The sequence below is a fragment of the Agrobacterium sp. ES01 genome, from assembly GCF_050320885.1.
In the GTDB taxonomy this organism is placed as follows: domain Bacteria; phylum Pseudomonadota; class Alphaproteobacteria; order Rhizobiales; family Rhizobiaceae; genus Allorhizobium.
In genome coordinates, this window is record NZ_JBNQTH010000001.1 from 350,005 (window position 1) to 376,310 (window position 26,306).

General features: G+C 60.1%; 26 protein-coding genes. 15 read left to right on the forward strand and 11 right to left on the reverse strand.

Features of this window, described 5'->3' with window-relative positions; genetic code table 11:
• Positions 1 to 169: 169 nt before the first annotated feature.
• Both ACQQ2Q_RS01845 and ACQQ2Q_RS01850 read left to right on the forward strand, forming a co-directional pair.
• Positions 170 to 1,399, forward strand: a complete 1,230-nt coding sequence (locus ACQQ2Q_RS01845; RefSeq protein ID WP_428185316.1) for an MFS transporter — start codon at positions 170 to 172, stop codon at positions 1,397 to 1,399.
• An 88-nt stretch (positions 1,400 to 1,487) separates the two neighbouring features.
• Complete coding sequence (locus ACQQ2Q_RS01850; protein WP_428185317.1) at positions 1,488 to 2,504, forward strand: zinc-binding alcohol dehydrogenase family protein; 1,017 nt, start codon at positions 1,488 to 1,490, stop codon at positions 2,502 to 2,504.
• A 21-nt stretch (positions 2,505 to 2,525) separates the two neighbouring features.
• Here ACQQ2Q_RS01850 and ACQQ2Q_RS01855 read toward each other — a convergent pair whose 3' ends face one another.
• Positions 2,526 to 3,002, reverse strand: coding sequence for an Lrp/AsnC family transcriptional regulator (locus tag ACQQ2Q_RS01855; protein ID WP_428185318.1), 477 nt, complete (start codon positions 3,000 to 3,002; stop codon positions 2,526 to 2,528).
• A gap of 126 nt (positions 3,003 to 3,128) precedes the next feature.
• Here ACQQ2Q_RS01855 and ACQQ2Q_RS01860 point away from each other — a divergent pair, with 126 nt between their 5' ends.
• Positions 3,129 to 4,049 carry a DMT family transporter gene (locus ACQQ2Q_RS01860; protein ID WP_428185319.1) on the forward strand — a complete coding sequence of 307 codons (921 nt, stop codon included), beginning with the start codon at positions 3,129 to 3,131 and terminating at the stop codon, positions 4,047 to 4,049.
• A 73-nt stretch (positions 4,050 to 4,122) separates the two neighbouring features.
• On the opposite strand, the gene ACQQ2Q_RS01865 is transcribed toward ACQQ2Q_RS01860, so the two are convergent.
• Together ACQQ2Q_RS01865 and ACQQ2Q_RS01870 are read right to left on the reverse strand one after the other, a co-directional pair.
• Complete coding sequence (locus ACQQ2Q_RS01865; protein WP_428185320.1) at positions 4,123 to 4,734, reverse strand: L,D-transpeptidase; 612 nt, start codon at positions 4,732 to 4,734, stop codon at positions 4,123 to 4,125.
• An 88-nt stretch (positions 4,735 to 4,822) separates the two neighbouring features.
• Positions 4,823 to 5,764, reverse strand: coding sequence for a DMT family transporter (locus ACQQ2Q_RS01870; RefSeq protein ID WP_428185321.1), 942 nt, complete (start codon positions 5,762 to 5,764; stop codon positions 4,823 to 4,825).
• An 88-nt stretch (positions 5,765 to 5,852) separates the two neighbouring features.
• Between ACQQ2Q_RS01870 and ACQQ2Q_RS01875 the strand changes: the two genes are divergently transcribed.
• Positions 5,853 to 6,620, forward strand: coding sequence for an AraC family transcriptional regulator (locus ACQQ2Q_RS01875; protein WP_428185322.1), 768 nt, complete (start codon positions 5,853 to 5,855; stop codon positions 6,618 to 6,620).
• Positions 6,621 to 6,680: 60 nt separating this feature from the next.
• Here ACQQ2Q_RS01875 and ACQQ2Q_RS01880 read toward each other — a convergent pair whose 3' ends face one another.
• Together ACQQ2Q_RS01880 and ACQQ2Q_RS01885 are read right to left on the reverse strand one after the other, a co-directional pair.
• On the reverse strand, positions 6,681 to 7,784 hold the full coding sequence (locus ACQQ2Q_RS01880; RefSeq protein WP_428185323.1) for a branched-chain amino acid aminotransferase: 1,104 nt from the start codon (positions 7,782 to 7,784) through the stop codon (positions 6,681 to 6,683).
• Between the two features lie 215 nt (positions 7,785 to 7,999).
• Complete coding sequence (locus tag ACQQ2Q_RS01885) at positions 8,000 to 9,664, reverse strand: electron transfer flavoprotein-ubiquinone oxidoreductase (RefSeq protein ID WP_428185324.1); 1,665 nt, start codon at positions 9,662 to 9,664, stop codon at positions 8,000 to 8,002.
• Positions 9,665 to 10,026: 362 nt separating this feature from the next.
• Here ACQQ2Q_RS01885 and ACQQ2Q_RS01890 point away from each other — a divergent pair, with 362 nt between their 5' ends.
• Both ACQQ2Q_RS01890 and ACQQ2Q_RS01895 read left to right on the forward strand, forming a co-directional pair.
• The gene (locus ACQQ2Q_RS01890; RefSeq protein WP_428185325.1) at positions 10,027 to 10,938 is read left to right on the forward strand and encodes an NAD(P)-dependent oxidoreductase; all 912 of its coding nucleotides are present in this window, start codon (positions 10,027 to 10,029) and stop codon (positions 10,936 to 10,938) included.
• Between the two features lie 69 nt (positions 10,939 to 11,007).
• The gene (locus ACQQ2Q_RS01895) at positions 11,008 to 11,925 is read left to right on the forward strand and encodes a LysR substrate-binding domain-containing protein (protein WP_428185326.1); all 918 of its coding nucleotides are present in this window, start codon (positions 11,008 to 11,010) and stop codon (positions 11,923 to 11,925) included.
• A 9-nt stretch (positions 11,926 to 11,934) separates the two neighbouring features.
• On the opposite strand, the gene ACQQ2Q_RS01900 is transcribed toward ACQQ2Q_RS01895, so the two are convergent.
• Entirely contained in the window at positions 11,935 to 12,864 is a 930-nt protein-coding gene (locus ACQQ2Q_RS01900) for a LysR family transcriptional regulator (protein WP_428185327.1), read from the reverse strand.
• Between the two features lie 110 nt (positions 12,865 to 12,974).
• On the opposite strand from ACQQ2Q_RS01900, the gene ACQQ2Q_RS01905 reads away from it, so the two are divergent.
• Positions 12,975 to 13,598 carry a pyridoxamine 5'-phosphate oxidase family protein gene (locus ACQQ2Q_RS01905; protein WP_428185328.1) on the forward strand — a complete coding sequence of 208 codons (624 nt, stop codon included), beginning with the start codon at positions 12,975 to 12,977 and terminating at the stop codon, positions 13,596 to 13,598.
• A gap of 133 nt (positions 13,599 to 13,731) precedes the next feature.
• Here ACQQ2Q_RS01905 and ACQQ2Q_RS01910 read toward each other — a convergent pair whose 3' ends face one another.
• Positions 13,732 to 15,915, reverse strand: a complete 2,184-nt coding sequence (locus ACQQ2Q_RS01910) for a methyl-accepting chemotaxis protein (RefSeq protein ID WP_428185329.1) — start codon at positions 15,913 to 15,915, stop codon at positions 13,732 to 13,734.
• Between the two features lie 189 nt (positions 15,916 to 16,104).
• Between ACQQ2Q_RS01910 and ACQQ2Q_RS01915 the strand changes: the two genes are divergently transcribed.
• On the forward strand, positions 16,105 to 16,893 hold the full coding sequence (locus ACQQ2Q_RS01915) for an SDR family oxidoreductase (protein WP_428185330.1): 789 nt from the start codon (positions 16,105 to 16,107) through the stop codon (positions 16,891 to 16,893).
• Positions 16,894 to 16,961: 68 nt separating this feature from the next.
• On the opposite strand, the gene ACQQ2Q_RS01920 is transcribed toward ACQQ2Q_RS01915, so the two are convergent.
• Positions 16,962 to 18,176 carry a multidrug effflux MFS transporter gene (locus ACQQ2Q_RS01920; RefSeq protein ID WP_428185331.1) on the reverse strand — a complete coding sequence of 405 codons (1,215 nt, stop codon included), beginning with the start codon at positions 18,174 to 18,176 and terminating at the stop codon, positions 16,962 to 16,964.
• A 208-nt stretch (positions 18,177 to 18,384) separates the two neighbouring features.
• Here ACQQ2Q_RS01920 and ACQQ2Q_RS01925 point away from each other — a divergent pair, with 208 nt between their 5' ends.
• Together ACQQ2Q_RS01925 and ACQQ2Q_RS01930 are read left to right on the forward strand one after the other, a co-directional pair.
• The gene (locus tag ACQQ2Q_RS01925; protein ID WP_428185332.1) at positions 18,385 to 18,609 is read left to right on the forward strand and encodes a hypothetical protein; all 225 of its coding nucleotides are present in this window, start codon (positions 18,385 to 18,387) and stop codon (positions 18,607 to 18,609) included.
• 94 nt (positions 18,610 to 18,703) lie between these two features.
• Positions 18,704 to 18,907 carry a hypothetical protein gene (locus ACQQ2Q_RS01930; RefSeq protein WP_428185333.1) on the forward strand — a complete coding sequence of 68 codons (204 nt, stop codon included), beginning with the start codon at positions 18,704 to 18,706 and terminating at the stop codon, positions 18,905 to 18,907.
• Positions 18,908 to 18,914: 7 nt separating this feature from the next.
• On the opposite strand, the gene blaOXA is transcribed toward ACQQ2Q_RS01930, so the two are convergent.
• Entirely contained in the window at positions 18,915 to 19,727 is an 813-nt protein-coding gene (gene blaOXA / locus ACQQ2Q_RS01935; RefSeq protein ID WP_428185334.1) for a class D beta-lactamase, read from the reverse strand.
• Positions 19,728 to 19,973: 246 nt separating this feature from the next.
• Between blaOXA and ACQQ2Q_RS01940 the strand changes: the two genes are divergently transcribed.
• From ACQQ2Q_RS01940 to ACQQ2Q_RS01955, 4 genes are all read left to right on the forward strand, one after another.
• Positions 19,974 to 21,266 carry an Hsp70 family protein gene (locus ACQQ2Q_RS01940; RefSeq protein ID WP_428185335.1) on the forward strand — a complete coding sequence of 431 codons (1,293 nt, stop codon included), beginning with the start codon at positions 19,974 to 19,976 and terminating at the stop codon, positions 21,264 to 21,266.
• 60 nt (positions 21,267 to 21,326) lie between these two features.
• Entirely contained in the window at positions 21,327 to 22,199 is an 873-nt protein-coding gene (locus ACQQ2Q_RS01945; protein ID WP_428185336.1) for a uracil-DNA glycosylase, read from the forward strand.
• 147 nt (positions 22,200 to 22,346) lie between these two features.
• Positions 22,347 to 22,538: a hypothetical protein gene (locus ACQQ2Q_RS01950; RefSeq protein ID WP_428185337.1), complete on the forward strand. Its 192-nt coding sequence runs from the start codon at positions 22,347 to 22,349 to the stop codon at positions 22,536 to 22,538.
• Positions 22,539 to 22,623: 85 nt separating this feature from the next.
• Positions 22,624 to 22,770 carry a hypothetical protein gene (locus ACQQ2Q_RS01955; RefSeq protein ID WP_428185338.1) on the forward strand — a complete coding sequence of 49 codons (147 nt, stop codon included), beginning with the start codon at positions 22,624 to 22,626 and terminating at the stop codon, positions 22,768 to 22,770.
• 38 nt (positions 22,771 to 22,808) lie between these two features.
• Here the strand turns inward: ACQQ2Q_RS01955 and ACQQ2Q_RS01960 are convergent, their stop codons facing one another.
• A complete protein-coding gene (locus ACQQ2Q_RS01960) occupies positions 22,809 to 23,681 on the reverse strand; it encodes a hypothetical protein (protein WP_428185339.1) in 873 nt (290 codons plus the stop codon).
• A 371-nt stretch (positions 23,682 to 24,052) separates the two neighbouring features.
• Here ACQQ2Q_RS01960 and ACQQ2Q_RS01965 point away from each other — a divergent pair, with 371 nt between their 5' ends.
• Positions 24,053 to 25,330, forward strand: coding sequence for an MFS transporter (locus tag ACQQ2Q_RS01965; protein WP_428185340.1), 1,278 nt, complete (start codon positions 24,053 to 24,055; stop codon positions 25,328 to 25,330).
• Positions 25,331 to 25,345: 15 nt separating this feature from the next.
• On the opposite strand, the gene ACQQ2Q_RS01970 is transcribed toward ACQQ2Q_RS01965, so the two are convergent.
• Positions 25,346 to 26,284: a DMT family transporter gene (locus ACQQ2Q_RS01970; RefSeq protein ID WP_428185341.1), complete on the reverse strand. Its 939-nt coding sequence runs from the start codon at positions 26,282 to 26,284 to the stop codon at positions 25,346 to 25,348.
• Between the last annotated feature and the right edge of the window lie 22 nt (positions 26,285 to 26,306).

Genomic DNA, 26,306 nt, shown 5'->3' on the forward strand with positions numbered 1-26,306 from the left:
CGCATCGGTTACGCAGTTGGTTTCCCGGCGGGTGCGAAAAATCCCGCAATCGGGCGTGAATAACGCTCCTTGACGACCTTTGCCGCACTGCAACAACATGATAAGTCCAAGACGTATTTGCTGCGCGTTGCCTTTTGCACCCCTGCGCGTCGCGCCTTCAGGACCCACCATGACAGATTGCCCCGCCTACTCCAATGCCAGTGCTGCGGATAACCGTTTCGAGCGCCCATCCATCTCGCCGCTGATGGCCATCCTGATCGAGGTCGCGCTGGCGGCCGGTGGATTTGGCATCGGCACGGGCGAATTCGCGATCATGGGCCTTTTGCCGAATGTCGCCGAGAGCTATCAGGTGAGCGTTCCGCAGGCGGGTCACGTGATTACGGCCTATGCGCTGGGTGTGGTCATCGGCGCGCCCATCATTGCCGTGCTGGCAGCGCGCCTCAGCCGCAAGACGCTGCTGTTGATGTTGATGGGCCTGTTTGCAGCCGGGAACATTCTTTCGGCAATTGCGCCTGACTTTGTGACCTTTACGGCGCTGCGATTTATCACCGGGCTTCCGCATGGCGCCTATTTCGGTGTCGCGGCACTGGTTGCGGCCTCCATGGTGCCGCCGCATCGGCGAGCCCGTGCCGTCGGACGGGTGATGCTGGGCCTCACCATCGCCACGCTGATCGGCACGCCGGTTGCCACCTTCCTCGGGCAGATCCTGAGCTGGCGCTCGGCCTTCATGCTGGTGGGTGGCATCGGCGCGCTCACGGTGGTGCTGATCTTCCTCTACCTGCCAAAGGACGAGGTTGCCGAAGGCGCATCGATCCGGCGCGAGCTTGGCGCATTCGGCAGGTTGCAAGTGTGGCTGACGCTGGCTGTGGCCGCCACCGGTTTTGGCGGCATGTTTTCGATTTTCAGCTATATCGCCAAAACTACCACCGACACTGCCGGCCTTCCGGCGACGACCGTTGCCATTGTCCTGGCGATGTTCGGAATCGGCATGAATGTCGGCAATGTGCTTGGATCGCGGATGGCGGATTATTCGCTGAAGGGCACGATCGGCGGCATGCTGGCCTTCAATGTGGTGATGATGACGGTTTTCTCGCTGACGGCGCATAATCCCGTCATGCTGTTCATCTGCGTGTTCCTGACAGGCTGCGGCTTTGCCGCCTGCCCTGCCGTACAGACCCGTTTGATGGATGTCGCAGCAGATGCGCAGACGCTGGCTGCAGCCTCCAACCATTCCGCCTTCAATATTGCCAATGCGCTTGGCGCCTGGATCGGCGGTCTGGTGATCTCCTGGGGCTATGGTTATGGCTCGACAGGCTTTGTCGGCGCAGGCTTTTCCGCCGTCGGCCTGGTCATCTTCCTGATCTCGATCCTTGTGGAACGGCGGAGTGCCAAGGGCTGATTGCTCGACACACTTCTTGCCTCGGCCGGTTGCAATCTCCACATGAGGCGCGTGAAAAAGAATTCAAACAACACGCCAAGGAGACCCCATGCGCGCAGTCGGTTACAAAAAGGCAGGGCCCATTACCGCCGAAGCCTCCCTCCTCGACATCGAATTGCCTGATCCGGTTGCCAGCGGCCATGACCTTCTGATCGAGGTGAAGGCGGTTTCGGTCAACCCAGTCGATACCAAGGTTCGTGCCTCCGCTGACCCCACCGATGGCGAATACAAGGTGATTGGCTATGACGCCGCCGGCGTGGTGAAGGCCGTCGGTGCCGATGTAACGCTCTTCAAGCCCGGCGACGACGTCTATTATGCCGGTTCGATCGCACGGGCCGGCACCAACAGCGAATTGCATCTTGTGGACGAACGCATCGTCGGCAGGAAGCCGAAGAGTCTGAGCTTTGCCGAAGCTGCCGCCCTGCCGCTGACGGCCATCACGGCCTATGAGGCGCTGTTCGACCGGTTGAAGGTTCAAGACAAGGTACCCGGCGCCAACCATGCGATCCTGATCACCGGCGGCGCCGGCGGGGTGGGTTCGATCACCATCCAGCTGGCCAAGCAACTGACCGATCTGACCGTAATCGCCACGGCATCGCGCCCAGAGACCGCCGAATGGGCCAAATCGCTCGGCGCCGACCACGTGATCGACCATTCCAAGCCGCTGGCCGACGAATATGCTGCACTTGGCATCGATGCGCCGGCATTCGTCTATTCGCTCACCCAGAGCGACATGCATGCCGATGCGCTGGCTGCCATCATCGCACCGCAGGGCCGGCTCGCCATTATCGACGATCCCAAGGGTGGATTCGACATCATGCGCTTCAAGCGCAAGGCGGTGTCCGTACACTGGGAGTTCATGTTTGCGCGTCCGCTGTTTCAGACCTCCGACATGATCGAGCAGCACAGGCTGCTCAACGAGGTTGCCGATCTGGTCGACACCGGCAAGATCCGCACGACACTTGGCGAGAACTTCGGCACGATCAATGCCGAAAACCTCAAGAAGGCGCATACGGCTTTGGAGACCGGCAAGACCCGCGGCAAGGTTGTGCTCGAAGGGTTCTAAGCCCCTGTCCCCTTGACGCCTTTAGCTCTTCATCGGCGGCAGCTTCAGCTTGCCGCCGGTCTTGACGTTGCGGATGGCAAAATTCGAGCGGATATCGGTGACCTGCGGCAGCACCAAGAGCTTTTCCGTGAGGAGGCGTTCATAGGCCGCCAGGTTTTCCACAACGACCTCGGCCAGGAAGTCCAGATCGCCCGAAATCATGTAACAGGACACGACTTCGGGAATCTCCACCAGGGCCTGCTGGAACTCATCGGCATTTTCCCTGTTGTGGCGGATCACCTTGAAGTGCACGAAAACCGTCAGTTCCAGGCCGACGGCCTGCCGGTCGAGATCGGCACGATAGCCCTTCACGATGCCCGCCTCCTCCAGCAACCGGATGCGCCGCAGGCAGGGCGATGGCGACAGGTTTACCTTGTCGGCAATTTCCACATTGGTGGCGCGGGCATTGTCTTGAAGCGCAGCCAGGATTGCGAGATCGAATTCGTCGAATTTTGGCATAATCGCAAATCCTGAGGTTCATTATTGGCAATTCGTGCCAATTTCATATCGTCTGGCAGCATATTGAGCAAGGACATGCCACATGCGTTGCAGCTATCGTGCCGTCATCCTTCTGCGGAGCGACCAATGGCTGCCACCACATCGTCATCTTCCTCCACCGTGTCCCCGCTTGTGGGCGCATTTTCGGCGCTGTCCGTCGTTCTAATCTGGGCGTCCTGGCTGATCTCGACGCGTCATAGCGTTGGGACTGTGCTTCGCCCCATTGATCTGAGCCTGTTGCGCTATGGAGTTCCGCTGATCGTTCTTGCGCCTGCCCTGATGCGGGTCGGCATCTGGCCGAAGGGCGTGAAGTCATGGCCTCTCATTCTGATGGTGGGCGGTTCCGGTGCGCCCTTCTTCCAGGTGGTGGGACTTGGCATGCATTCCACACCGGCCTCCGCCGCCGGCGTCCTCCTGCCCGGTGCGATGCCCCTGATGACTGCACTGATCGGTGTCGTCTTCCTGGGCGAGCGTCCGGACCGCATGCGGCAATTGGGCATGCTTGCCATTCTGGGAGGCGGCCTCCTGCTGCTGGCCGGCAATCTGGGGGATGCCGGGCTGACCTGGCATTCCTATGTCATCCTGCCGATCGGAGCGACGCTCTGGGCCATCTATACCCATGCCTTTCGCCATTCCGGCCTCTCCGCCTTCGAGGGCGGTGCGCTGATCTGCTTCTGGTCGACGGTGATCAACCTTGCGCTCCTGCCCTTTTTCGGCGGGACGCAACTGTTCAACGCACCGATTGCGGAAACCGGGCTACAGGTGGTGACGCAAGGCGTGTTGTCGGGACTTCTGGCAACGATCTTCTACGGCACTGCGATCCGCGCATTGGGCGGCACGCAGGCGGCGGCCTTCACCGCCGTCACACCGATCGCTGCGGCGATCGGCGGGGCCATATTGCTGTCTGAACCGGTGGGCTGGGCAACCGTTGCGGCAGCAAGCCTGACGGGTATCGGTGTGCTTTTGTCGACCGGCATCGTCTCGCGGCGCGTGAGGGTGGCTGCCTGATTGACACACGACATCGCAAGGCAAAACGGCCGGGTGAACCCGACCGTTTTCCAAACTCAGTGGCAAACGTCGATTATGCCTGAAGGATCTTCACCTGAGCGCCGACCTTGACGCGCTCATAAAGGTCCATGACATCCTGGTTCATCATGCGCACGCAGCCCGACGACATCGCTTCGCCGATCGACCAGGGCTGGTTGGTGCCGTGGAGACGGAACATCGTGTCCTTGCCACCGCGATAGAGATACATGGCACGAGCGCCCAACGGGTTGTTCGGGCCACCGGGCACGCCGCCGGCAAACTGCATGTTGTGCTTGGGATTGGTGCGCAGCATGTTGGGCGACGGGGTCCATGACGGCCATTCAGCCTTGCGACCGACATAGGCCATGCCGGCCAGGGCGTATCCGTTGCGACCGACGCCTACGCCGTAGCGCATCGCCTTGCCGCCACCCATGATATAGTAGAGCCGCTTGTTGGGCGTATCGACCACAACCGAACCTGCCGGCATATTGGTTTCATAGGCCACTTCGCGGCGACGCAGGTCAGGCTTGAACTTGTCCAGCGGAATGCGCTTCAGCGTATAGCCGGCATCGGTTACCGGACCATAGTTCTCGAAGTCGGAGTTTGTCTGGCAGCCTGCCGCAAACAATGGAAGGCCGATCAGAAAGCCCCGGCGCGAAATCGTCATATTCTGTCCCCAAATCATGCTGTGTTTCAGCGCTAATATTAGGGAAATCATGGTTAACAGGTGGTGAAGATGTGGCAGGTTTTTGCCGTTATCTTAACGGTTCGACCCTGACCGGAGCGCGGCGCATGCCGATCAGAACGCCGGCAATTGCCAGACCTCCGCCAATGAGGTGAAAGAGCTGAAGCTGCTCGCCGAGAAGCAGTGCCGCGAGCCCCGCCACGATGGGCGGCAGCAGATTGAGAAACAGCGTGGTTCTGGCAGCGCCCAGACCGCGCACGGCGAATATCCAGCAATAAGGCGCAATGAGCGAGGTCGGCAGTGCGGCATAAAGGACAAGCGGCAGGTTTTGCGCGTTCAATGCGCTGATGTCGCTCAGCAACCAGAGCGGCAGCAGAACCAGCGTCGAAAAACCGATCTGCCACCACAATTGCTGCCACAGCGAGAATGGCATCGGCCAGCGCCGCAGGAAGACGCCATAAAAGGCATTGGCGGCCACGGCGACGATCATCAGGGCATCGCCGATGCGAAAGCCGTCCCGCAAGATAACGGCGGGGTCGCCATGGGAGATCAGATAGGCGACGCCGAACAGCGAGACGGCAGCACCGAGCAATCGCGCCGGGGTCAGTCGCTCGCCTGCGATTGCCGCGGCAGCAAAGGCGGCGATCAGCGGCATCAGCGCCACCAGCACGCCCATATTGACGGCAGTGGTGGTCTTTGCCGCCTCATAGGCAAGGCTCTGATAGGTGACCATTCCAAGCATTGCCAGAAGAAACAGACGGTGCCAGTGGCCAAGGGCAAGCCTTCGATCGCGCCAGACGGCTTTAGCGACAAATGGCGTCAGCACAATAAAGGCGATCAGCCAGCGATAAAAGGCGATGGATGCGGGGGCAATGACATCCGCCGACGCCTTGGTGACAATGGTGTTGCCGGACCAGATCAGGATCGTCACGAGACCGGCGAAGGCTGCCATCATGGCGGCCGAGCGACCGTCGTCGTCGCCTTTGGGTGTCGTCGCCATTTCGCTTGCCATTCCACTTCTCCTGAGACGGGTGTTTCCTAGCAAATGTCTCATAATCGGCATATAGTCATTTTCAGACAGAAGACTGCGAGGACCGGCCATGGCAACAGCTTACGGAGAGGTCGACGGCGAAACGCCGGACCCGCTTTTCTTTCGCACCGAACGTTACCGCGCCGGCATGGTCTTTCCGCCAAGACGGCAGGTCTGGGGCGAGTTCAACTATGCGCTGGAGGGTGTGGCCGAGATCGTCATCGAGGGCGAGCGTTATCTGTCGCCACCGCATTATGCGATCTGGGTTCCGCCGGGATTTGAACACGAGGCGCATAATGCCCGGGAAATCCGTTACGTCACCGTCTATGTGGCAGCGGAACTGTGTATCGACCTGCCCGCCGAGCCGTCGACGCTTGCGCTCAGCCCTTTGATGAAAGCCATCCTGGCCGATTTCGACCGTCGCAGCGTCCGGCATCCAAAGAGCGCCGCCGATCGGAGACTGGCCATGGTGATTGTCGATCAGATCCGCGCGGCACCACGCTTTGCCCATTACCTGCCCTTGAGCGACGATCCGTTGATCGCGCCCATCCTTCAATCGTTGCAGGACAATCCCGGCGACCGGCGCTCGGCATCCGAATGGGCCCGCTTTGCCGGCACCACGGAGCGTACTCTGGCGCGCCATTGCCTGGAGCAATTGGGCATGCCGTTCAACGACTGGCGCCAGCGGCTGCGGCTGGTGGCTTCGCTCGCCCTTCTGGAAGACGGGTTTTCCGTACAGGATGCGGCAAAGAGACTTGGCTACTCCACCCCTTCCGCCTTCATCGCCATGTTTCGCCGCATGACCGGCATGAGCCCAACGCAGCTGCGACAGGGCTAAACGAAAAAAGCCCGTCCTTGGAACGGGCCTTTTGCTGTGCACCGATGCGGACGAGCCCGATCAGACGCCGTCGAGCACCTTCAGCCAGCCATAGCGGTCATTGGAGCGGCCGCGCTGGATGCTGACCAGCTGTTCGCGCAGCTTCGTGGTCACCAGACCGGTCTGGCCATCGGCGATCTCAAACTCGCCCTCGGTGAACTTGACCTTGCCGATGGCGGCAACGACGGCGGCGGTTCCGCAGGCGAAGGCTTCCTTGAGCTTGCCGCTTGCGGCATCGGCCTGCCATTCCTCGAAGGAATAGAGGCGTTCATGCACCGTCATGCCCTCGTCTCTTGCCAGCTTGATCAGCGAATTTCGGGTAATGCCGGGCAGGATTGTGCCGGTGAGCGGCGGCGTCACCAGCGAGCCGTCTTCCATGACGAAGAACACATTCATGCCGCCGAGTTCCTCGACCCACTTCTTTTCGGCGGCATCGAGAAAGACAACCTGGTCGCAGCCGTGCTGGGCCGCTTCGGCTTGCGCAATCAGGCTCGCTGCATAGTTGCCGCCGCATTTGGCAGCACCCGTGCCGCCGTGGGCCGCGCGCGTGAAGGTCTTGGATGCCCAGATGGTGACCGGCTTGGCACCGCCCTTGAAATAGGGACCAACCGACGAGGCGATGACGCAGAAAATATATTCGCGGGCCGGGCGCACACCGAGAAAGGACTCGTTGGCGAACATGAAAGGCCGCAGATACAGGCTGCCCTCGCCTTCGGGGATCCACTTGGCATCGATCTCGACCAGCTTGTCGACCGCCTCGAGGAAGAGTTCTTCCGGAAGCTCCGGCATGCCCATGCGGCGAGCCGAGTCGTTGAAGCGTTTGGCGTTCTCTTCCGGACGAAACAGCACGGCGCGGCCATCGGCTGTGCGATACGACTTCATGCCCTCGAAGATTTCCTGCGCGTAGTGCAGCACGGCAGAGGCCGGGTCCATCGGAAACGGCGCGCGCGCGGTCACTTCGGCCGAATGCCAGCCGCGGTCGGCACTCCAGCGGATGACCGCCATGTGATCGGAAAACAGCGTGCCAAAACCGAGCGCCTTGAAGGCTTCCAGCCGGTCGGCCTCGGGCATCGGATTGGCATTGGGCGTGATATCGAAGGAAAGCGTGTCTTGTTCGGTGCGCATGATGACCTTGCTTATCGTTTGGTCAGGCTTGCTGACCTATTGCCTTTTCAAGGCGAATATTCCTCACGCGCACATTCCGCAAGTCTTTTTGCACGGGGATTGGTACTCTGAGCAGCAAATCAGACCCTAATGCAACCGCGCAAATGTCAGGCCTGCACTTGGGCATTTCCGCCTGCACCACATGAAAAGGGCGGCCCGGAGCCGCCCTCTCATCATTACATGTTCGGATAAACAGGTCCTTCGCCGCCCTGGGGCGGCACCCAGTTGATGTTCTGGTTGGGGTCCTTGATGTCGCAGGTCTTGCAGTGGACGCAGTTCTGGGCGTTGATGACATAGGTCTCCTCGCCATCCTTTTCGACCCATTCATAGACGCCGGCCGGACAGTAACGGGTCGAGGGGCCGGCATAGACGTCGTGCTCGGACGATTTCTGCAGGGCCATATCCTTCACCTGGAGATGGACCGGCTCGTTTTCCTCGTGGTTGGTGTTGGAGAGGAAGACCGAGGACAGACGGTCGAAGGTCAAGACACCGTCCGGCTTTGGGTAAGCGATCGGTTTGTGTTTCGCGGCCGGCTCCAGGGAGGCCGCGTCGGTTTTGCCATGGCTGAGCGTGCCGAACAACGACAGGCCGAAAAGCTGGTTGGTCCACATGTCGAGACCGCCCAAGGCGACGCCAATGGCCGTTCCGAACTTCGACCACAACGGCTTGACGTTGCGCACGCGCTTCAGATCCTTGCCGATCTCGCTCGAGCGCCATTCGTTTTCGATCTCGATGACCTCGTCATTGCCGCGACCAGCGGCCAGAGCGGCGGCGATCTTGTCTGCGGCCAGCATGCCGGACAGCACGGCATTGTGGCTGCCCTTGATGCGCGGCACGTTGACGAAGCCTGCCGAACAGCCAAGCAGCGCACCGCCCGGGAAGGTCAGCTTCGGCACCGACTGATAGCCGCCCTCGGTAATGGCGCGCGCGCCATAAGAGATGCGCTTTGCGCCTGCGAAGGTGCCCTTGATGGCCGGATGGGTCTTGAAGCGCTGGAATTCTTCGAAGGGGAAGAGATAGGGGTTCTTGTAGTTCAGATGCACGACGAAGCCGACGGCAACCAGATTGTCTTCCAGGTGATAGAGGAAGGAGCCACCACCGGTTTTCATGCCAAGCGGCCAGCCGAAGGAATGCTGGACGAGGCCCGGCTTGTGATGCTCGGGCTTTACTTCCCAGAGTTCTTTGAGGCCGATGCCGAACTTCTGCGGTTCGCGATCCTTGGAGAGGTCGAATTTGGCGATCAGCTCCTTGGCCAGCGACCCGCGCACGCCTTCGCCGATCAGCACATATTTGCCGTGCAGTTCCATGCCGCGTGTGAAGTTTGGACCCGGCGTGCCGTCACGCTCGACACCCATGTCGCCGGTGGCGACACCGGTGACGGCGCCATCGGCATTGTAAAGCACTTCGGTCGCGGCAAAACCCGGATAGATCTCGACGCCGATTTCTTCTGCCTTGGTGGCGAGCCAGCGACAGACATTGCCGAGCGAGACGATGTAGTTGCCGTGATTGTTCATCAGCGGCGGCATCAGGGCATTGGGCAGGCGGATGGAACCGGCGGGGCCCAGCAGAAGGAAATGGTCGTCGGTGACCTGCGTCTTGAAGGGATGCCCCTCCTCCTCGCGCCAGCCCGGCAGAAGCTTGTCGATGCCGATCGGATCGACCACTGCGCCCGACAGGATATGCGCGCCGACTTCAGCGCCCTTTTCCAACACGACCACGGTCATATCGGGATTGATCTGTTTGAGACGAATGGCGGCAGACAGACCGGCAGGACCAGCCCCCACGATCACCACATCGAATTCCATGCTTTCGCGCTCGGGCAGTTCCATCTGTTCGGTCATTCTTTATCCTCCGCTCGGTCGGATCCCCATCTTGTTGGCTCCCTCATTGGCAAATGCCACGCGGATTGTCGAGCCGCGATGCGACACCGACTGGCCAGATACGGGGGCCCGTATGTATTGTCGCCAAGAATAAATTACGCTTACGTGAACGTCAATTGCGATCCGGCGACAGGTTCAGCTCTAGTTGTCATACAACCTGACAAATTGGCAAGGGCTTCTGTGACCGACAGGAGGGGAAACGGGCCAGTTGCAGCCCACTCACAAATCAAACGGGGTCTCAGCCCGCGTTATCTTCGTTTGTCCGACCACCGGCCGTCGCGCAATCTTTGCCATAATTCAACGCAGGAATGGAGCGCAGCGGCATGGTCAAGACATATGGGTTCATCGGCCTTGGGCATCTCGGGCGCTTTTTGGCGGGCAGCCTGCTGCGCGAGGGCTTCGGGCTTGTCGTCACGGATCTCAACAAGGAAAACGCCGCCGATCTGATCGCCGCCGGTGCGATCTGGGCCGGGGATGCGCAGGCGGTGGCCGAGCAGGTGGAGGCTGTCATCACCTGCCTGCCCTCGCCCTCCGTCAGCGAGCGGGTCCTGACCGGCGAGCGTGGCATTCTGGCAGGCTTGAAACCGGGCGGATGCTGGATCGAGATGAGCACACTGGACGAGCAGGAAATCATCCGCCTTGGCGCCATGGCCGCCGCGCAGGGCATCCGGGTCATGGAAGCGCCGGTAACCGGTGGCGTGCATCTGGCAGCCTCCGGAGAAATCTCGGTCATCACCGGCGGCGATCAGGATCTGTACGAACTGCACCTGCCCGCCTTTCAGGCCATGGGCAACCAGATCTTCCGCGCCGGGCCACTGGGCAAGGCCGCCATCATCAAGGTGATTACCAATATGCTGGCCTTCATCCATCTGGTGGCCTGCGGCGAGGCGCTGATGCTGGCCAAGAAGGGTGGCATCGACCTCACCGATGCCTTCAACATTATCAAGGCCTCGTCCGGCAACAGTTTCGTCCATGAGACCGAGGGCCAGGTGATCCTCAACGGCAGCTACAACATCAATTTCACCATGGATCTCGCCTGCAAGGATCTGGGTTTCGCCATGGGGTTTGCGCGCGATTTCGGCGTGCCGCTCGATCTGGCCTCGCAGACAGAGCAGACCTTCATCCGCGCCCGTGCGGCCTATGGCGGCGATGCCTGGTCGTCGCAGGTGGTCAAGCTGCTGGAAGATGCGGTCGGCACGGACCTGAGAGCCCCCGGTTTTCCCGCAGAACTGTGAGATTTGACGCTTGGCGCTTTTCCCGGGGCGCAAGATGTGGTCTGCATCGCATCGAACCGGGCCGAAGCCATGACCGAGACCAATGCCGCATCCACATATCGCCTGCCGCCGCTTGCCTGGCTTCGCGCCTTCGAGGCGACGGCCAGACATTCCAGTTTTACGAAGGCGGCAGCAGAGCTTAATCTCACACAGGCGGCCGTCAGCCATCAGGTGCGCAGCCTTGAGCGGCATCTGGGCTTTCTTCTGTTCGAGCGGCTGCCGCGCAGTTTGAAACTCACCGAGATCGGCGCTGCCTATCTGCCGCCGGTGCGACGTTCGTTCGAGGATCTGGCGTCGGCAACGGACGGGTTGTTCGGCCCCGTGGGCAACAGGACACTGACGCTGAGGGCACCGACATCCTTTGTGGCACTGTGGCTTGCGCCGCGCCTGAAACGCTTCACCGAGCGCTTCCCCGATATCTCCATCCGGGTCGCCTCGGTGGTCTGGGCGCAGACCCATTACGAGGAGCCGGTCGACGTCGATCTGCGCTATGGCGACGGCAACTGGCCGGGATATGCTGTCGAATGCTTGATGACATCGGACGCCATTGCAGTCTGTCGTGCCGATGCGCTGGAACAGGGCGAAGACGACAACAGGCTGGTGCGCCTGACGGCGCGCCGTCCGCTCATCCATGTGACCGGTTATGAGGATATGTGGCAGAGACTGGCCGGATCTCTCGGTATAGCGCTGCCGCGCCTGTCCGGTGTCAATGTCGACACCACGATGGCGGCCCTGGAGCTTGCGACCGCAGGCGTTGGCCCGGCTATCGTGCAGCAGGATTTTGCCGCTCCCTATCTGGCGCGCGGCCAGCTGGTGAAGGCACTCGACAGCACGCTGCCGCTCAAGGAGGCGCATTATCTGGTGACGCCCGAAGGCCGGCAGCGCACGACGGCGGAAGCGACTGTTTTCATTGCCTGGCTGCGGACGGAAGTTGCCGGGCCGCATTGACTGGCGGAGCTACGCCTTTTCCGATGCGGGCGTAGCGCCGTTCGACAGCCGGTTGCGCAGTTCGGGTATGGCGAAATCCATGAAGCGGCGCAGCTTCATCGGCAAGGCGCCCTGCCCCTGATGCAGAAGGGTGACCGGGAGGCCCGGCGGCTCGAAATCCTCCAGCACAATCTGAAGACGGCGATCCGCCACCGCATCGGCAACCTGATAGGACAGGACGCGTGTCAAGCCGATCCCAGCCGTCGCGGCATCGATCGCCGCTTCGGCCGTGTTCACACACAGTCTTGCATTGACCTCCACCATCTGACCGTTTCCACCCCGGCCATTGCGAAATATCCACGGGCTGCGCGCAGCCGCCATGTCGAAGGTGACGCACGGCAGGCGCGCAAGGTCAGGCGGCGTCTGCGGCATGCCCGTTTGAGCGATAAATGCGGGGCTGGCGCAAACCACATGACGCACCTCTCCGACGCGCGTCGCAACCATCGAGCTGTCCGGCAAGCTGCCGATGCGGAGCGCCAGATCGATCTGATCCTCCATGAGCTGCGCATTGCGATCGGAGAGCAAAAGCCGGATATCGATTTCGGGATAAAGATCGAGAAAAGCCGTGACGACGGGCAGCATATGGAGACGGCCAAAGACAATCGGTGCCGTGATGACCAGCTCGCCCTTTGGTTCACTCTGTTCGCCGGATGCCTTGCGCTCTGCCTCGCCGACCTCGCCCAGAATACGAATGCAGGCGGCATAGTAACCGGCACCGGCATCCGTCAAAGACAGGCTTCGGGTGGTGCGGGCAACGAGGCGTGTGCCCAGATGCTCTTCCAATTCCCCAAGCTTCCGGCTCACGGTGGGCAACGGCATGTTCAGCCGCTTTCCCGCAGCGGTCAGACTGCCCGTTTCCACCGCCGCAACCAGTACGGACATGGCTTCCAGTCGATCCATTACTCTCTCATTTTTCGAGATTAATATTATCGAATATACGGGATTATCCCGAAAATCGAAAGCCGGTAGTATCTCGCTATCGCAACCCGTTGCGCGAAAGGGCGATGATCATGACCTATGGATTTCTCGATATTGCCGTCACGCCCAGCGTGCGTGCCGCACAGGCTGAGAATAACGCGGCCCAGCTCTGGGAAAATTTCGGCGGCGATCGCGCGTTCGATCGTTTCGGTCCCAACGAGACCGCATTCATCCAACAGCGCGACAGCTTTTACATGGCCAGCGTCTCGGAGACAGGCTGGCCCTATGTCCAGCACCGGGGCGGCCCGACGGGCTTTCTCAAGGTCCTTGACGACAGGAGACTGGGTTTTGCCGACTACCGCGGCAACAGGCAGTATATCAGCCTTGGCAATATCGCCGCCGATGACCGCGTGGCGCTGATCCTTGTCGATTACGGCATGCGGGCGCGGATGAAGATCTTTGCCCGTGCACAGGCATTGTTGCTCGACGACGACCCGGACTTTACCGCGCAGGTGGTCGATCCAGACTATAAGGGGCGGCCGGAGCGGCTGTTCAAATTGACACTGGAAGCGTTCGACTGGAACTGCCCGCAGCATATCGCACCGCGCCTGACGGCAGAGGAATTCACGGCAGCGGCGACGCAGTTGCGCGAGCGGATCGCAGAGCTTGAAGCGGAAAATGCGGCGCTCAGGGCAGAACTTGCAGGACGGCGCTGACCCGACTGCGTCTCCACCGGCTGCACCAACCTGCTGCCAGAAACGACATCGCGCCGCCGTGAGGGTTACTCACAAGCGGCGCGATTTGGATATTCGAAAGGGCCGACATTCACCGGCGGAAGGACGTGCCCGCTCAGCTTGCCATTGCGTAGCGCTGGGTCTGGCCGCTTGCGCTGACTGTCTTGAAGCGCTGGACCATGATGGCGAGGTTTTCCGTTTCCTGCGACAGGCTCTGGGCAGCGGCTGTCGTCTGCTCCACCATGGCGGCATTCTGCTGGGTGACCTTGTCCATCTGGTCGGCGGCGGAAGACACCTCGCGCAGGCTGTTGGCCTGATCGCGTGCGCTGATGGCGATTTCGGACACGGTGCTGCTCATGGCGGCAACCTGGGCCACGATTTCTTCCAGCGACGTGCCTGAGTCGCTCACCAGCTGGACGCCGGTATCGACCTGGGCCGACGATGTGGAAATCAGTGCCTTGATCTCCTTGGCAGCGTTGGCAGAACGCTGGGCCAGTTCGCGCACTTCCTGGGCGACAACCGCAAACCCCTTGCCGGCTTCGCCTGCGCGGGCCGCCTCGACGCCTGCATTGAGCGCCAGAAGATTGGTCTGGAAGGCAATCTCGTCGATCACGCCGATGATATTGCCGATCTTTGCCGACGAGCCCTGGATTTCCGTCATGGCGGAAATGGCACTGGCGACGATGCTTCCACCCTTTGCCGCATTGTCGCGCGCTGTCTGCGCGGTTGCCTGGGCGCGACCGGCACCTTCGGCGGTATCGTTGACGCCGCGGGTGACATCGCCAAGGGAGGCAACGGTTTCTTCCAGCGAGGCCGCCTGCTGTTCGGTGCGGCGTGCGAGATCGTTCGATGCCGAGGAGATTTCGCTCAGGCCCGAGCGAATGGTCGATACGGAATGCACCACGCCATTGATGGCCTCCTGAAGCGATGTCACAGAGGCATTGAAGTTGCTGCGGATCGGCTCGAATTCCGGCGCAACGCTCTCGTTCATGCGCACGGTCAGATCGCCGCTGGCAAGCGCATCAAAGCCGGTCTGAACGGCCATCACGAATTTGCGCAGATCTTCGGCCTTGGCGTTGTCGATGCCGGCCTGCCGTTCGCGTTCGCTGGCGACACGCTGTTGCAAGGCTTCCTGCTCCGCCTTGGCTGTCTCGCCAGTGGCCAGATCGTGGCGGAACGCTTCGAGAGCCGTTGCCAGCGTACCAAGTTCGTCGTTGCGGTCGGCATTGGCGATTGGCTGGGAATAATTGCCCTGGCTCATCTTGTTGACGCCACCAAGGATCGCCGACAGCGGCCGACCGATGATCGAGCGCGAGGCAAGCTGGATCACGCAAAGTGCGACAAGCAGAATGATCAGGCCGCCGATGACGGTGTTGGTCACCTGCGCCCAGACCGGGGCGGTGAAAACTGCACCGGGAACGTCGATGACGGCTGCCCAGGTGGTGTTCATGCCCGGTGCGGTGAACGGATAAACGAGACGAACCACACCATTGGGCATATCGTCGATGACCTGGATCTTGCCGTCAGCCAGTGCCTGCTTCACCCGATCGGCGCCTTTGTCGGCATAATCCGTCATCAGCAGGTTCTTGTCAGGATTGGCGAGCCAGTTGCCGTTATTGGCGAGAAGCATGACATGGCCGCCCTCGAAGGGCTGCATGGCGCCAAGCTTGCTGGTCAGATCGTCAAGTTTGATGTCGACCCCGGCAAGACCGACAATTTCCCCATCGACGCGGATTGGCACACTCACAGATGTGACGAGCTCCTTCAGGTTGGTCAGATAGGGCGAGGTGATGGTGGCTTTGCCGGTCTTCAGCGGCAGGGCATAATATTCGTCTTCCGGATTGATCGTCCAGGTCGAGAACTCGACATTGCCGTTATCATCCTTGGTCCAGTAGGGCGTGAATATGCCTTCCGGGTTCAGGCCTTCGGTGCCTGTCAGTTGCTTTGCACCCGGCTGACCGATCAACTCGCACATCCATGCGCCGTAGACGCTTGGATACTGAGGACCGATTGTCTTGATCATGGCTACGACATCGGCGCGGCTGCGCGAGCCCTCGGCAATGAAGCCGGAAAGGCTGCCAGCAAGCGTTGCACCTGCCGATGTTGCCTGGGCGATATCGACGGCCACTTCCTGGGCCGCAGACGATGCTTTTTCTTCCGCAAGCGCCATGACGGAAGCCTTGGTCTGCTCTTTGGCACTCCAGGCGTTGAACGTGGTAAAACCAATCAGAATGGCACCAATCGCAGCACCGGTGACCAGCACCAGCTTTGCCGAAACAGTCCGGAATGAAGTGTTCATGCGAATCCCTAATGTGGAAGGTAATTAAGCAGTTCGCCATTTTATAAGTTTGTTTTGTTTAATGATCGGTGAAACGGATATGAAGCTTGTGTGTCAGCGATCGACGCTATCAGGATCGGGGCTTTTGCTTCGCCTGCCGGATCTCTATAGATCACGCCAACAGACACAAAACTCACGAAGGAGTTCACCATGGATCTCGGTCTTTCCGGCAAGCGCGCGCTCGTGCTTGCCTCCTCGCGCGGCCTTGGCGCCGGTATTGCCAAGGCTCTGGCCGATGAAGGTGCGCATGTGTTGATGTGCGGTCGCTCGACCGACAAGCTGAAGGCCAATGCCGACGCCATCAATGCGGACGGCAAGGGCAAGGCCGATTTCGTCGAAGCGGATATTTCCGATGCGGGTTTCGTCGAGCAGATCGCCCATGCCGTTCACGACAAGCTCGGCGGCATCGACATCCTGGTCAACAATACCGGCGGACCGACGCCGGGCACTGCCGAAGACATGGATGCCGAAAAGCTCTACAATTTCTTCCAGTCGATGGTGGTGCGGGTGATCACGCTCACCAATACGCTGCTGCCGCTCATGAAGACCCAGGGCTATGGCCGCATCCTGACGGTCGCCTCGTCCGGCGTGTTCGAACCGATCCCGAATCTTGCGCTCTCCAACACGCTGCGTGGCGCACTTGTCGGCTGGAACAAGACGCTGTCTTCGGAAATCGCCTCTTATGGCGTGACGTCCAACATGATCCTGCCCGGTCGCATTCATACAGACCGTATCGACGAGCTGGACGGCGCCAATGCCAAGCGATCCGGCAAGTCCCTGGACGAGATCCGCACCGCTTCCATCAAATCCATTCCGGCAGGCCGCCTCGGCAAGGTCGAGGAATTTGCCGCGGTTGCAGCCTTCCTGTGCTCGGAACCTGCGGCCTATGTGACAGGCACCATGGTGCGCGTCGACGGCGGCGCATCGAAGTCGAACTGACTTTTTGGGCTGCAGGGCGTTCCTCACCCTGCCCTGCGGCCCTCAAGCCCCGCAAATGTGACAATCGCCTATCGTGCCGCCACAACAGGCGTGGCATCCCCCCGGGCCGCCAGATGCGAAAGAGCCAGTGCGCCGATGCCGGCGATGAAAAAACCGGCTGCAAGATTCGTGGCAGTGCCGTCATAGGCGTAACCGAGTGCGACGGCAAAGAGCGTGGCAACGAGGCTTGAGCCCGAGGCAATCAGCGATGCACCGAGCCCCGCAACCTGGCCGAGCGAGCGCATGGTCATGGCGTTGAGATTGCCAAACAGGATGCCGATGGCAAAGAAGGCGAGAAAGCCGAAGATCATCAGCACGGTGAGCGGCAGGTGCCTATCCCAGAACAGGCAGGCGACCAGCATCCCAAGGCCGACCGTTGCCAAAGCCAGCAATGCCGTGCGCACCATGCAATCCATGCCGAAACGCTCGACCAGTCTTGAATTGAGATAGGATGCCAGACCGATCGACGTGGCAAGAATGGCAAAATAGAGCGGGAAGGTTTCACTGATGCCATAGGCGTCGAAGAACAGATCGGCCGCCGTACTCAGATAGAGAAGCTGCGCTCCGAAGATGAAACCGGTGGCAAGGATCAAAAAGGCGACACGACGCTTCGACAGGATGCGCAGGGCGTTCCTAAACAGCAGCTTCGGCCGGAATCCTATGCGTTTGTGTGCGGGCAGCGTTTCCGGCTGACGCAGGACAAGCCAGATCCCCAGCAGCAGTGCCACCCCAAGATAGATGGCAAAGACCGCCCGCCAGCCGGCAAGAGCGATCACGCCCTGCGCCAGAGCAGGTGCGAGCATCGGCACCAGGATGAACAGCGAGAACATGAGCGACATGACGCGGGCCATGGCATCGCCTTCGAACTGATCGCGGATCATGGCACGCGTCGCGATCTTCGGACCGGACACACCGACCCCCTGCAGAAACCGCCCCAGAATCACCATGTCCAGCGACCCCGCCAGCATGGCAACGATCGTTCCGGCGGCATAAATGCAAAGGCCGAGCACAAGCGCCTTCTTACGCCCCATCGCATCGGACAAGGGCCCCAGAAGCAGTTCCCCGAAGGCCATGCCGAAGATGAAGAGCGAGATGACGTGCTGGGTGGAAAGCGGCGGCGCGACGCCGAGTTCATCGCCGATCTCACGCAAGCCGGGCAACAGCGCGTCGATACTGAGCGAGGTGAGCGAGGTCAAAAGTGCGTAAAGAGCAATGCGTTCGCGAAACTGGATGGGAGATGTCATGGGTCTTGCGCAATAAAAGAGGACTATGCTTCCGCTTTATCAGCTTTACGGCTGAGATCGAGAGACATCTGGCCAATGCACAAAGCTTTGGAGCGGCGCAGCGGGCTGCGGTCATGGGGCATGAAGGCTGCGGCGGGATGTCGCATTTTCCGCTGGCCTTGCAAATGGGCCGCGATATACTCGGTCAAACAGCTCACGGAGGAGTGGCATGGGACAGATCAAACTTGGCCTCACGGTCATCAGCGCTATTGTTTTCATTGTCGGGCTTTTGTGGGTGGGCCATGGAACGGGCGCGATCCATCTGCCCGGCACGGGCTTCATCTCCAGCGACAGTGTGTGGATCATCAATGGCGCGCTGGTCGCAGCCTTCGGACTGATCGTGCTTGTGGCAACACGCCGGCTGATGCGCGACGCAGGCACCAGACCGCATTGATGGTTTGAGGCTTCCCGACACCAAAGACGGCCTTCGATTTCGACAGCCTTGCATAAATGCCGGATCACTCCTCTTTGCTCCCAGGAGACTGCTTATGAAAGTCGCTCGCATCGCGCTCACGGTCATCGGCGCCCTTGCCATCCTGATGGGCCTTTTGTGGATGGCACAGGGATCGGGTATTTTCCCCTATCCGGCGGCGAGCTTCATGATCGACCAGACACCCTGGATCATCAATGGCGCCGTGCTCGCCTTCGTCGGTGCGGTGCTGCTTTTGATGGGGCGGCGTTTGCGGCGCTAGAGCGCCGTTACGGCATCAACCCGGCAAAATCGGCAATCAGGCTATCGCGAGTGGTCAAACTGATGGGGTCAGCATGCGGGACCGTGTCGATAAAGAGACGCGCGAAGGCAATTTCTTGCCCGTCTTTTTGCGCCCAACCGACAAACCAGCCCAGCGGTCGCGCCCGGTCGATCTTGCCGGCGGTGTTTCTCAGCCAGCCGCTGCCGGTCTTGCCGTGGATCTCCCAGCCATTGCCGGCCTTAAAGACGGGCATGATGGCGCGGGTATTCTCGACCGCTTCTGCTGACACCGGCAATTCCCCCTTCAGCAGGCGCCTGACGAAGTCGACCTGTTGGTCCGGCGATATCTTCAGCGAGGCCATCAGCCATGCCCCCGTCAAACCATCCAGTTTGCCCGGGCCGCTGGAGACATCCCGATTGCCATAGTCAAGTCGGCGGACATAGTTCTCAAACGCTGCCTTGCCCAGTCGGCGCGTGACTTCCTGCGAGTACCAGACAATGGAATCGCGCTCCCATATGGTCGGATCGGTTGCCTTGCGTTCACGCTTGGGCCGGTCGAAGCTTGCCTGATAGGACCACAGCGGGGTTTTGGCATCGACCAGAATACCGGCATCGTAGCCCATCACCGCCAGCGGCAGTTTGAACGTCGACATAGGATAGACCGGCCGATCGCAGGTCCCCTCTCGAAGACGTGTCGCGCCACTGTCGACGTCCATGAGGATGGTGCAGCGGATGGGGTCGTCGGCGACAGCCTGACGGCCCGAGGGAGCGAGAGATAACGCTGCCAGAATGATGTTCAGCGCAATTGCTTTTGCAGCCATGTTCGAAATCCCCCGTTTGACCGTAGCACACTGCCCTGACGGACAAGGTAGGCTTTGCCGATAGGCATTCAATCGGGCATAAAAATGAACGCAGCCATGAGGCTGCACCGACCACACCCTTGCAAGACATGCACAGGCATGCGATCTAGCCGCCCTGTCAGGGGTGCGCATCCACGTGCCCCGTTTTCGCGTCCGGGCACATCCGGTTTCGGCATTCAACAATCAGATATTCTGGGAGCGACGGCGATGGCCAAGGCGCTGGGGCTAGATTTCGGCACGACGAACACTGTTCTGGCAATGGCAGACAGTGCATCGACCACACATTCGGTCACGTTTCAATCGCCAGCCGGCACATCCGACACCATGCGCACGGCGCTCGGTTTCATGAAGGATCGCCAGCTTGGCGGACGGGCGCTGAAGGTCGAGGCCGGACAGGCGGCCATCCGTCAGTTCATCGACAATCCCGGCGAATGCCGCTTCCTGCAGTCGATCAAGACCTTTGCCGCATCGCCGCTGTTTCAGGGCACACTGGTGCATGCGCGCCGCTTCCAGATGGAAGACCTGATGGAGGTATTTTTAAAGCGACTCGAGGCTTATGCCGGTGATGCATGGCCGGCTGGCAGCGGTCGGATCGTCGCAGGCCGACCCGTCCATTTTGCCGGCGCAGGCCCCGATCCTCAGCTTGCGCTCACGCGCTACAACGAAGCTTTGACGCGCCTTGGTTTCGGTGAAATCCACTATGTCTACGAGCCGGTGGCGGCAGCCTTCTACTTTGCCCAGAAGCTGACCCATGACGCCACCGTGCTGGTGGCCGATTTCGGCGGCGGCACCACCGACTACTCGCTTATCCGTTTCGAGCGCAAGGCGGGCACGCTATCGGCCCGCCCGATCGGCCATTCCGGTGTCGGCATTGCCGGCGACCAGTTCGATGCACGCATCGTGGATCACGTGGTCGCGCCGGAGATCGGCAAGGGCAGCCAGTTCAAGAGCTTCGGCAAGGTGCTGGATATTCCCAGCAATTATTATCTGAGCTTCTCCCGCTGGAACCAGTTGTCGGTGTTCAAGAGTTCACGCGAGTTTGCCGACCTGCAATCGCTGGTGCGTCAAAGCCTGGAGCCGGAGAAGCTGGAACTCTTCATTGACCTGATTGAAAACGACGAGGGTTATCCGCTCTATCAGGCGGTGTCGGCCGCCAAGATCGCGCTGTCGCACGAGGATGAAGCCGAGTTCAACTTTGCTCCGCTTGGAAAGGCCGGCCAGAAAGCAATCAAGCGGTCGGATTTCGAAACCTGGATTGCCGATGATCTGGCGCAGATCGAAGGCGCGCTGGACGATGTTTTGACGTCGACCAACACAAAGCCTGATGCGATCGACAAGGTGTTTCTGACCGGCGGCACATCCTTCGTGCCCGCTGTGCGGCGCCTCTTCACCGAACGTTTTGGCACTGAGCGTATCGAGACCGGCAACGAACTGGTCTCCATTGCCCACGGCCTGGCGCTGATCGGCGAGGAAGAGGATATTTCGCGCTGGACGGCATAACGGTGAAGTAAAGATCCAGCACCCTTCCCCACGCTCACCCCATCGGCTAAGATCGCCTCCATGAACCTTGCCCAGGACCTGAATCCGGCCGAACTGGCCGCGCTTTTGCATTTCTATGCCGATGCGGGAGTAGATTGGCTTGTGGAAGACGAGCCCGTCGACCAGATGGCGGCTTTCGCCGAGCAGAAGCAGGCACGGCAATTGTCGTCGGGGACGGGACAAGGCGCTGCGCCGGCACAAGGCGACGGTGAGCGCCGCACACTGTCAGCGCGCTCCGTGCGCGATGCAGCGCCGGCCAAGACGCCTGCCGCCCTCACCATGCCGGACGAACATGCCGTGACCGAAGCCCGGTTCGTGGCCGAAAGCGCGCGCTCGCTCGAAGAGTTGAAGACAGCAATCGAGGGCTTTACCGGCTGCAACCTGAAGACCAGCGCCCGTTCGACCATTTTCTGCACGGGTGAAGGCGCCAGCGGCGTGATGGTGATCGGCGGGGCTCCCGGCGGCGATGACGACCGCGATGGCCAGCCCTTTGCCGGTCGCGCCGGCCTGTTGCTCGACCGCATGCTCGCCTCGATCGGCCTTTCCCGTGACACCGTCATGCTGAGCACGGTTTTACCCTGGCGTCCACCCGGCGATCGGCCACCCTCCGTACAGGAAGCCGCCATCTGCAGACCTTTCATCGATCGGCAGATCGAGTTGGCCGAACCGAAGACCATCCTGCTGTTGGGTAATGTCGCCGCCCGCCTGTTCTTCGGCGGTACTGACACCATTCACGCGTTGCGGGGCCAGTGGCGCGACATTGCCTGCGGAAATCACACAGTTTCGGCTCTGGCGTGCCTTCATCCGACAGACCTCATTGCCGCCCCGGCTGGCAAAGCCTTGGCCTGGCAAGACCTGATGGTCTTTCGCCAGCGCATAAATGCAAGCCAATAGCCCTAAATTTAGGCAGATATGACGCGAGTATGTCGCAAGACATGCACGGAATGCATGTCTGTATCGCGTTGCAGCACATTGTCGAATCAATGTTGCGGTGCAATAATGAGCCTATCGGGAGGAACTGATGCTTTAGGAGCTTGAGCCGTGACAACCCGTATTCGCCCCATGCATTGCAATTTCGAGACGCTTCGTCTCGCTGGCGATCCCGCGACACCTGCTCGCGGCTATAACCGGGGTGCATCCTCGACCAATGAACAACTCAGCGCTCGCGCAACCTCCAGGATCGGTCGCATTGTCCGTCCTGCGTTCGCCTTTGCCGTTTTTCGTGAAGTCTAAGATCGCAACGCGAGGAACTGGTGCGCTGTAGAGCGCCTGCCATGTCTTTGCCGGCCAACCGCCCGTCACCCAAGGAACCCGTCACATGTCTGCTTTTGAGCGCCCCATAAAGTCATTGCTGCAAACCGTCAGCGAAATCGGACTTGCAATCAGCGCCTCACAGGAATTGTCGCGCGCTGCCCGCGAGAATTCAGCCAAGGCAAAATCGCGGCATCCGCTGGCGTTTCTGTAAAAATCTCCATCGACACATCAAGGGATACTGCGCGGGTTTCAGGCGCAGGTCAATTTTTCCACCTGCGCCAGAGACCATTCGAACGCCTCTGAAATGATGGCGAACTTCTCTGCCTGCCATCCCAGATATTCGCTTAGAAAACCGCGTTTGATATACATGTGGGTCTTGCGCGTATCGTCATGCCATTCCAGGCAATTCGCCAGCACGGCCTTTCTCAGCAACCGCTGCAGATGCGTGCGCGACATCATGAAATTTTCAGCGATCAACCGGGCATCTATACGGCCCAGGTCGATCTTTTCCTCGTTGCGCTTGTCAGGATCGACCCGGCACATCAGTTCATCCATCACAAGCCCGCCGGATTCCGTCCACTGAAACATCGCAATGCAGTCCGGCGGATTGCGCCATACCAGATTGTCGATGCATTGGCGGGCAATGCGCGGCTGCAGGAGACACAACATCTCCGGATGCGCCATGAATGTCATCAGGCGTTCGCCATTGTCGAGTTGATCGAGCGCGGCGAGATTGGCGCCAACCCACCCTGCCATGGCCTGTGTGGTGATCTCTGTTGCCTCAAAGCGGCGCGGCCGCTTGTTGGATTCTGTGGCGACCGCGATGAACTTGTAGCTCAACAGCTGGTCGAGAAAGTTCAAGACCGTATTGCGGCTTGCAGCATTGATCGAGGTGATCATGTCCCGCAGGCGCGAAGTCGTCAGGCCTTCCTGGCTGATCCCCGCCTCGAATTCCAGATGCAAAGCAAAGGCTGCCTGACTCATCAACCAGCGCTGATGTGAAACCATGTAGCGCGACAGTCTTGGGTTCTCATCATACTGGCCGCGAAGCTGGCTTGCCAATAATTGTATAACGCCCAGCATGCCAGGATGGGTTGCCAGCTCATCAACACTGTAACTCATGACCTTACATCTCTGCTCGCGGGCGTGCCGTCCGCCTGTGACAGAATGAAAGGCCGTCCAAAATCACAATTCATTATATTTTTAAGCACTCAGATATTTTTGTTTTCTTTTCGAATTTAAGTTTAGTGGCGTCGGTTGCTCACGTATCGAAACATAGCATCGCTATCGGTCAAACCCAATATTATAAAATTTAATAAGAACAATTAGTGCGCTCCTTTTCACCGCAGCGCAAACATTACAGGGCCTTAATTCCGTTCAATTGAACGAGAGGACGCCAAATTCGACATTGCGCCACGCTCTGTCGCAATCGACAGCCCGCCTCAAAACAAATAGAGGCAGGGTAATGATTCTTATTAGCAGATGGTTTTGAAATGTTTACCAGCCTCGCCTCAGTCGCCACCTTGATGATCTCGACAATCATGATGATGGCCGGTTTCGGCCTCATGAACTTCGTCGTGCCTGTTCGCTCGCTCGCCGAAGGCTGGTCAACCTTTACGATCTCGCTCACGGCCACCGGCTACACCCTGGGTTTCACGATCTCTTGTATCGTGACACCCATTTTCGTGCGCCGCGTTGGTCATGTGCGTGTGTTTAGCGCGCTGATCACGCTTCTGACCGTCTCGATTCTGTCGTGCGCTCTGGTGGTCGACTGGCGAGCCTGGTTCTTTTTCCGCGGCATTGCCGGCTTTGCCATCGCCGGTGCCTATCTCGTCATCGAGAGCTGGCTCAACGAACGGGTGACCAACGAAAACCGGGGCGCGCTCTATTCCGTCTATATGGTCACCTGCCTGACCGGCTCGATCGGTGGTCAGTACGTCGTTCCGCTGGGCGACCCGAGCGGCTACGGCCTGTTCATCCTGTGCGGGCTGATCTTTTCGCTGGCACTTTTTCCGACGGCACTTTCGACGGCACAATCTCCGGCCCCGATTGCCCAGGCGCGCTTCGATCTTGCCAAGCTATATCGACGCTCCCCCGTCGCGTTCATCGGCTCGCTGCTGGCGGGTGCCGTTTCCGGCACCTGGGGCAGTCTTGGCGGCGTGTACTCGCAGAGCATCGGCATGAGCACCGCCCAGGGCGCGACACTCCTGTCTGTATTCCTCGCCGGCGGTGCCATTGCGCAGATCCCCATCGGTCGCATCTCCGACCGCATCGACCGCCGCTATGTCATGGTGTTTTGCGGAATTTTCGGCACCATATCCTGTATCGGCATGGCACTCTTTTCCGGCTTCGGGACTGTTCCCCTCTATGTCACCGGCTTTTTTGTCGGCTGCGTTCTCTATCCCATCTATGCGCTCAATGCGGCCCATGCCAACGACCTTGCCAATCCGGACGAGTATGTGACCATCTCCAGCGGCGTCATGATCCTTTATGGCTTGGGGACTGTGTCCGGGCCGTTGATGGCCGGTACGCTGATGGACAGTATTGGCCCACAGGGACTGATCTGGTTCCTGGCCACGGCCTTTGCTCTTTATGCCGGCTATGCGGCATGGCGCATGACACGCCGCACAGAAGCTGTGGCCGATGCCGACAAGGCGGACTTCCAGGCCATGGCCATCCCCGTGCTGGGTACGGACCAGGCCAATGCCGCCAACAGCGCCATCGGCGACGCCGATGCAGATCCCGTTTTCCAGGGTCAGGCGGGATCGTAAGACTGGCGTCCCGGCTCAACCTTGTGGCGTCGATGCCCGTCGGGCAGCGCGCCGCTCGAGGCCGAGTTGATGTTCACGGTAGATGATGTAGAGACCGGCGCCGACGACGATTGCCGCTCCCGCAAGCGTTGTGATCGTCGGTATCTCGTCAAACAGAACATAGGCGATCAGCGAGCCCAGCAGGATCGACGAATATTCGAACGGGGCAATGGTCGAGACATCGGCAAAACGGTAGCTCTCGGTTAACAGGATCTGGCCAAAACCGCCAAAGAAGCCGGCCAGTGCCAGAAGGCCCAGTGCCTCGACAGACAGTTGCGCCCAGCCGAAAAACCAGCTCAATGCTGACAGCAGCGAGGCGACCAGGGAAAAGTACAACACGATCGTTGCCGTTTTTTCCTCTCGCACAAGCTGGCGCACCTGCATCATGGCGCCGGCACCGAGAACGGCCGAGAGCAAGACAGCCATGGCGCCTATTGCGGCTGTCGAGCCGAAGCCCTCCTGGCTGAACAAAGTGAGCTTCGGATAGGAAATGATGGTGACGCCGACCATGCCGATGGCGACCGCGGTCCAGCGGTAGAGCCGCACCGTTTCCCGCAGGAAGACCGCGGCAAAGACGACTGCAATCAGCGGCATGGCATAGCCGATGGCGATGGCATCCGGCAGCGGCAACAGCACCAGCCCGTAAAACCCGCAACCCATGGCGCAAATACCCAGCAGACCGCGGCGCAGATGGCCCAGAGGATTGTCGGTGTGAAAGGCGGAGCGCAAATTACCGCGCATTCCCAGATAGATGACGATGGGTACGATGGCAAAGGCGGATCGGTAGAATGCTATCTGCCCCGGAGGAATGCCTGCCCCCGCCAGTTTGATGCAGCTTTGCATGGCAAGAAAGACGGTGATCGAGGATAGCTTCAGCAGAATGCCGCGAAGCGGGTCGGTTTCAGCGGAGGGCATTGCGGGCTTTCAGAAAAACGCA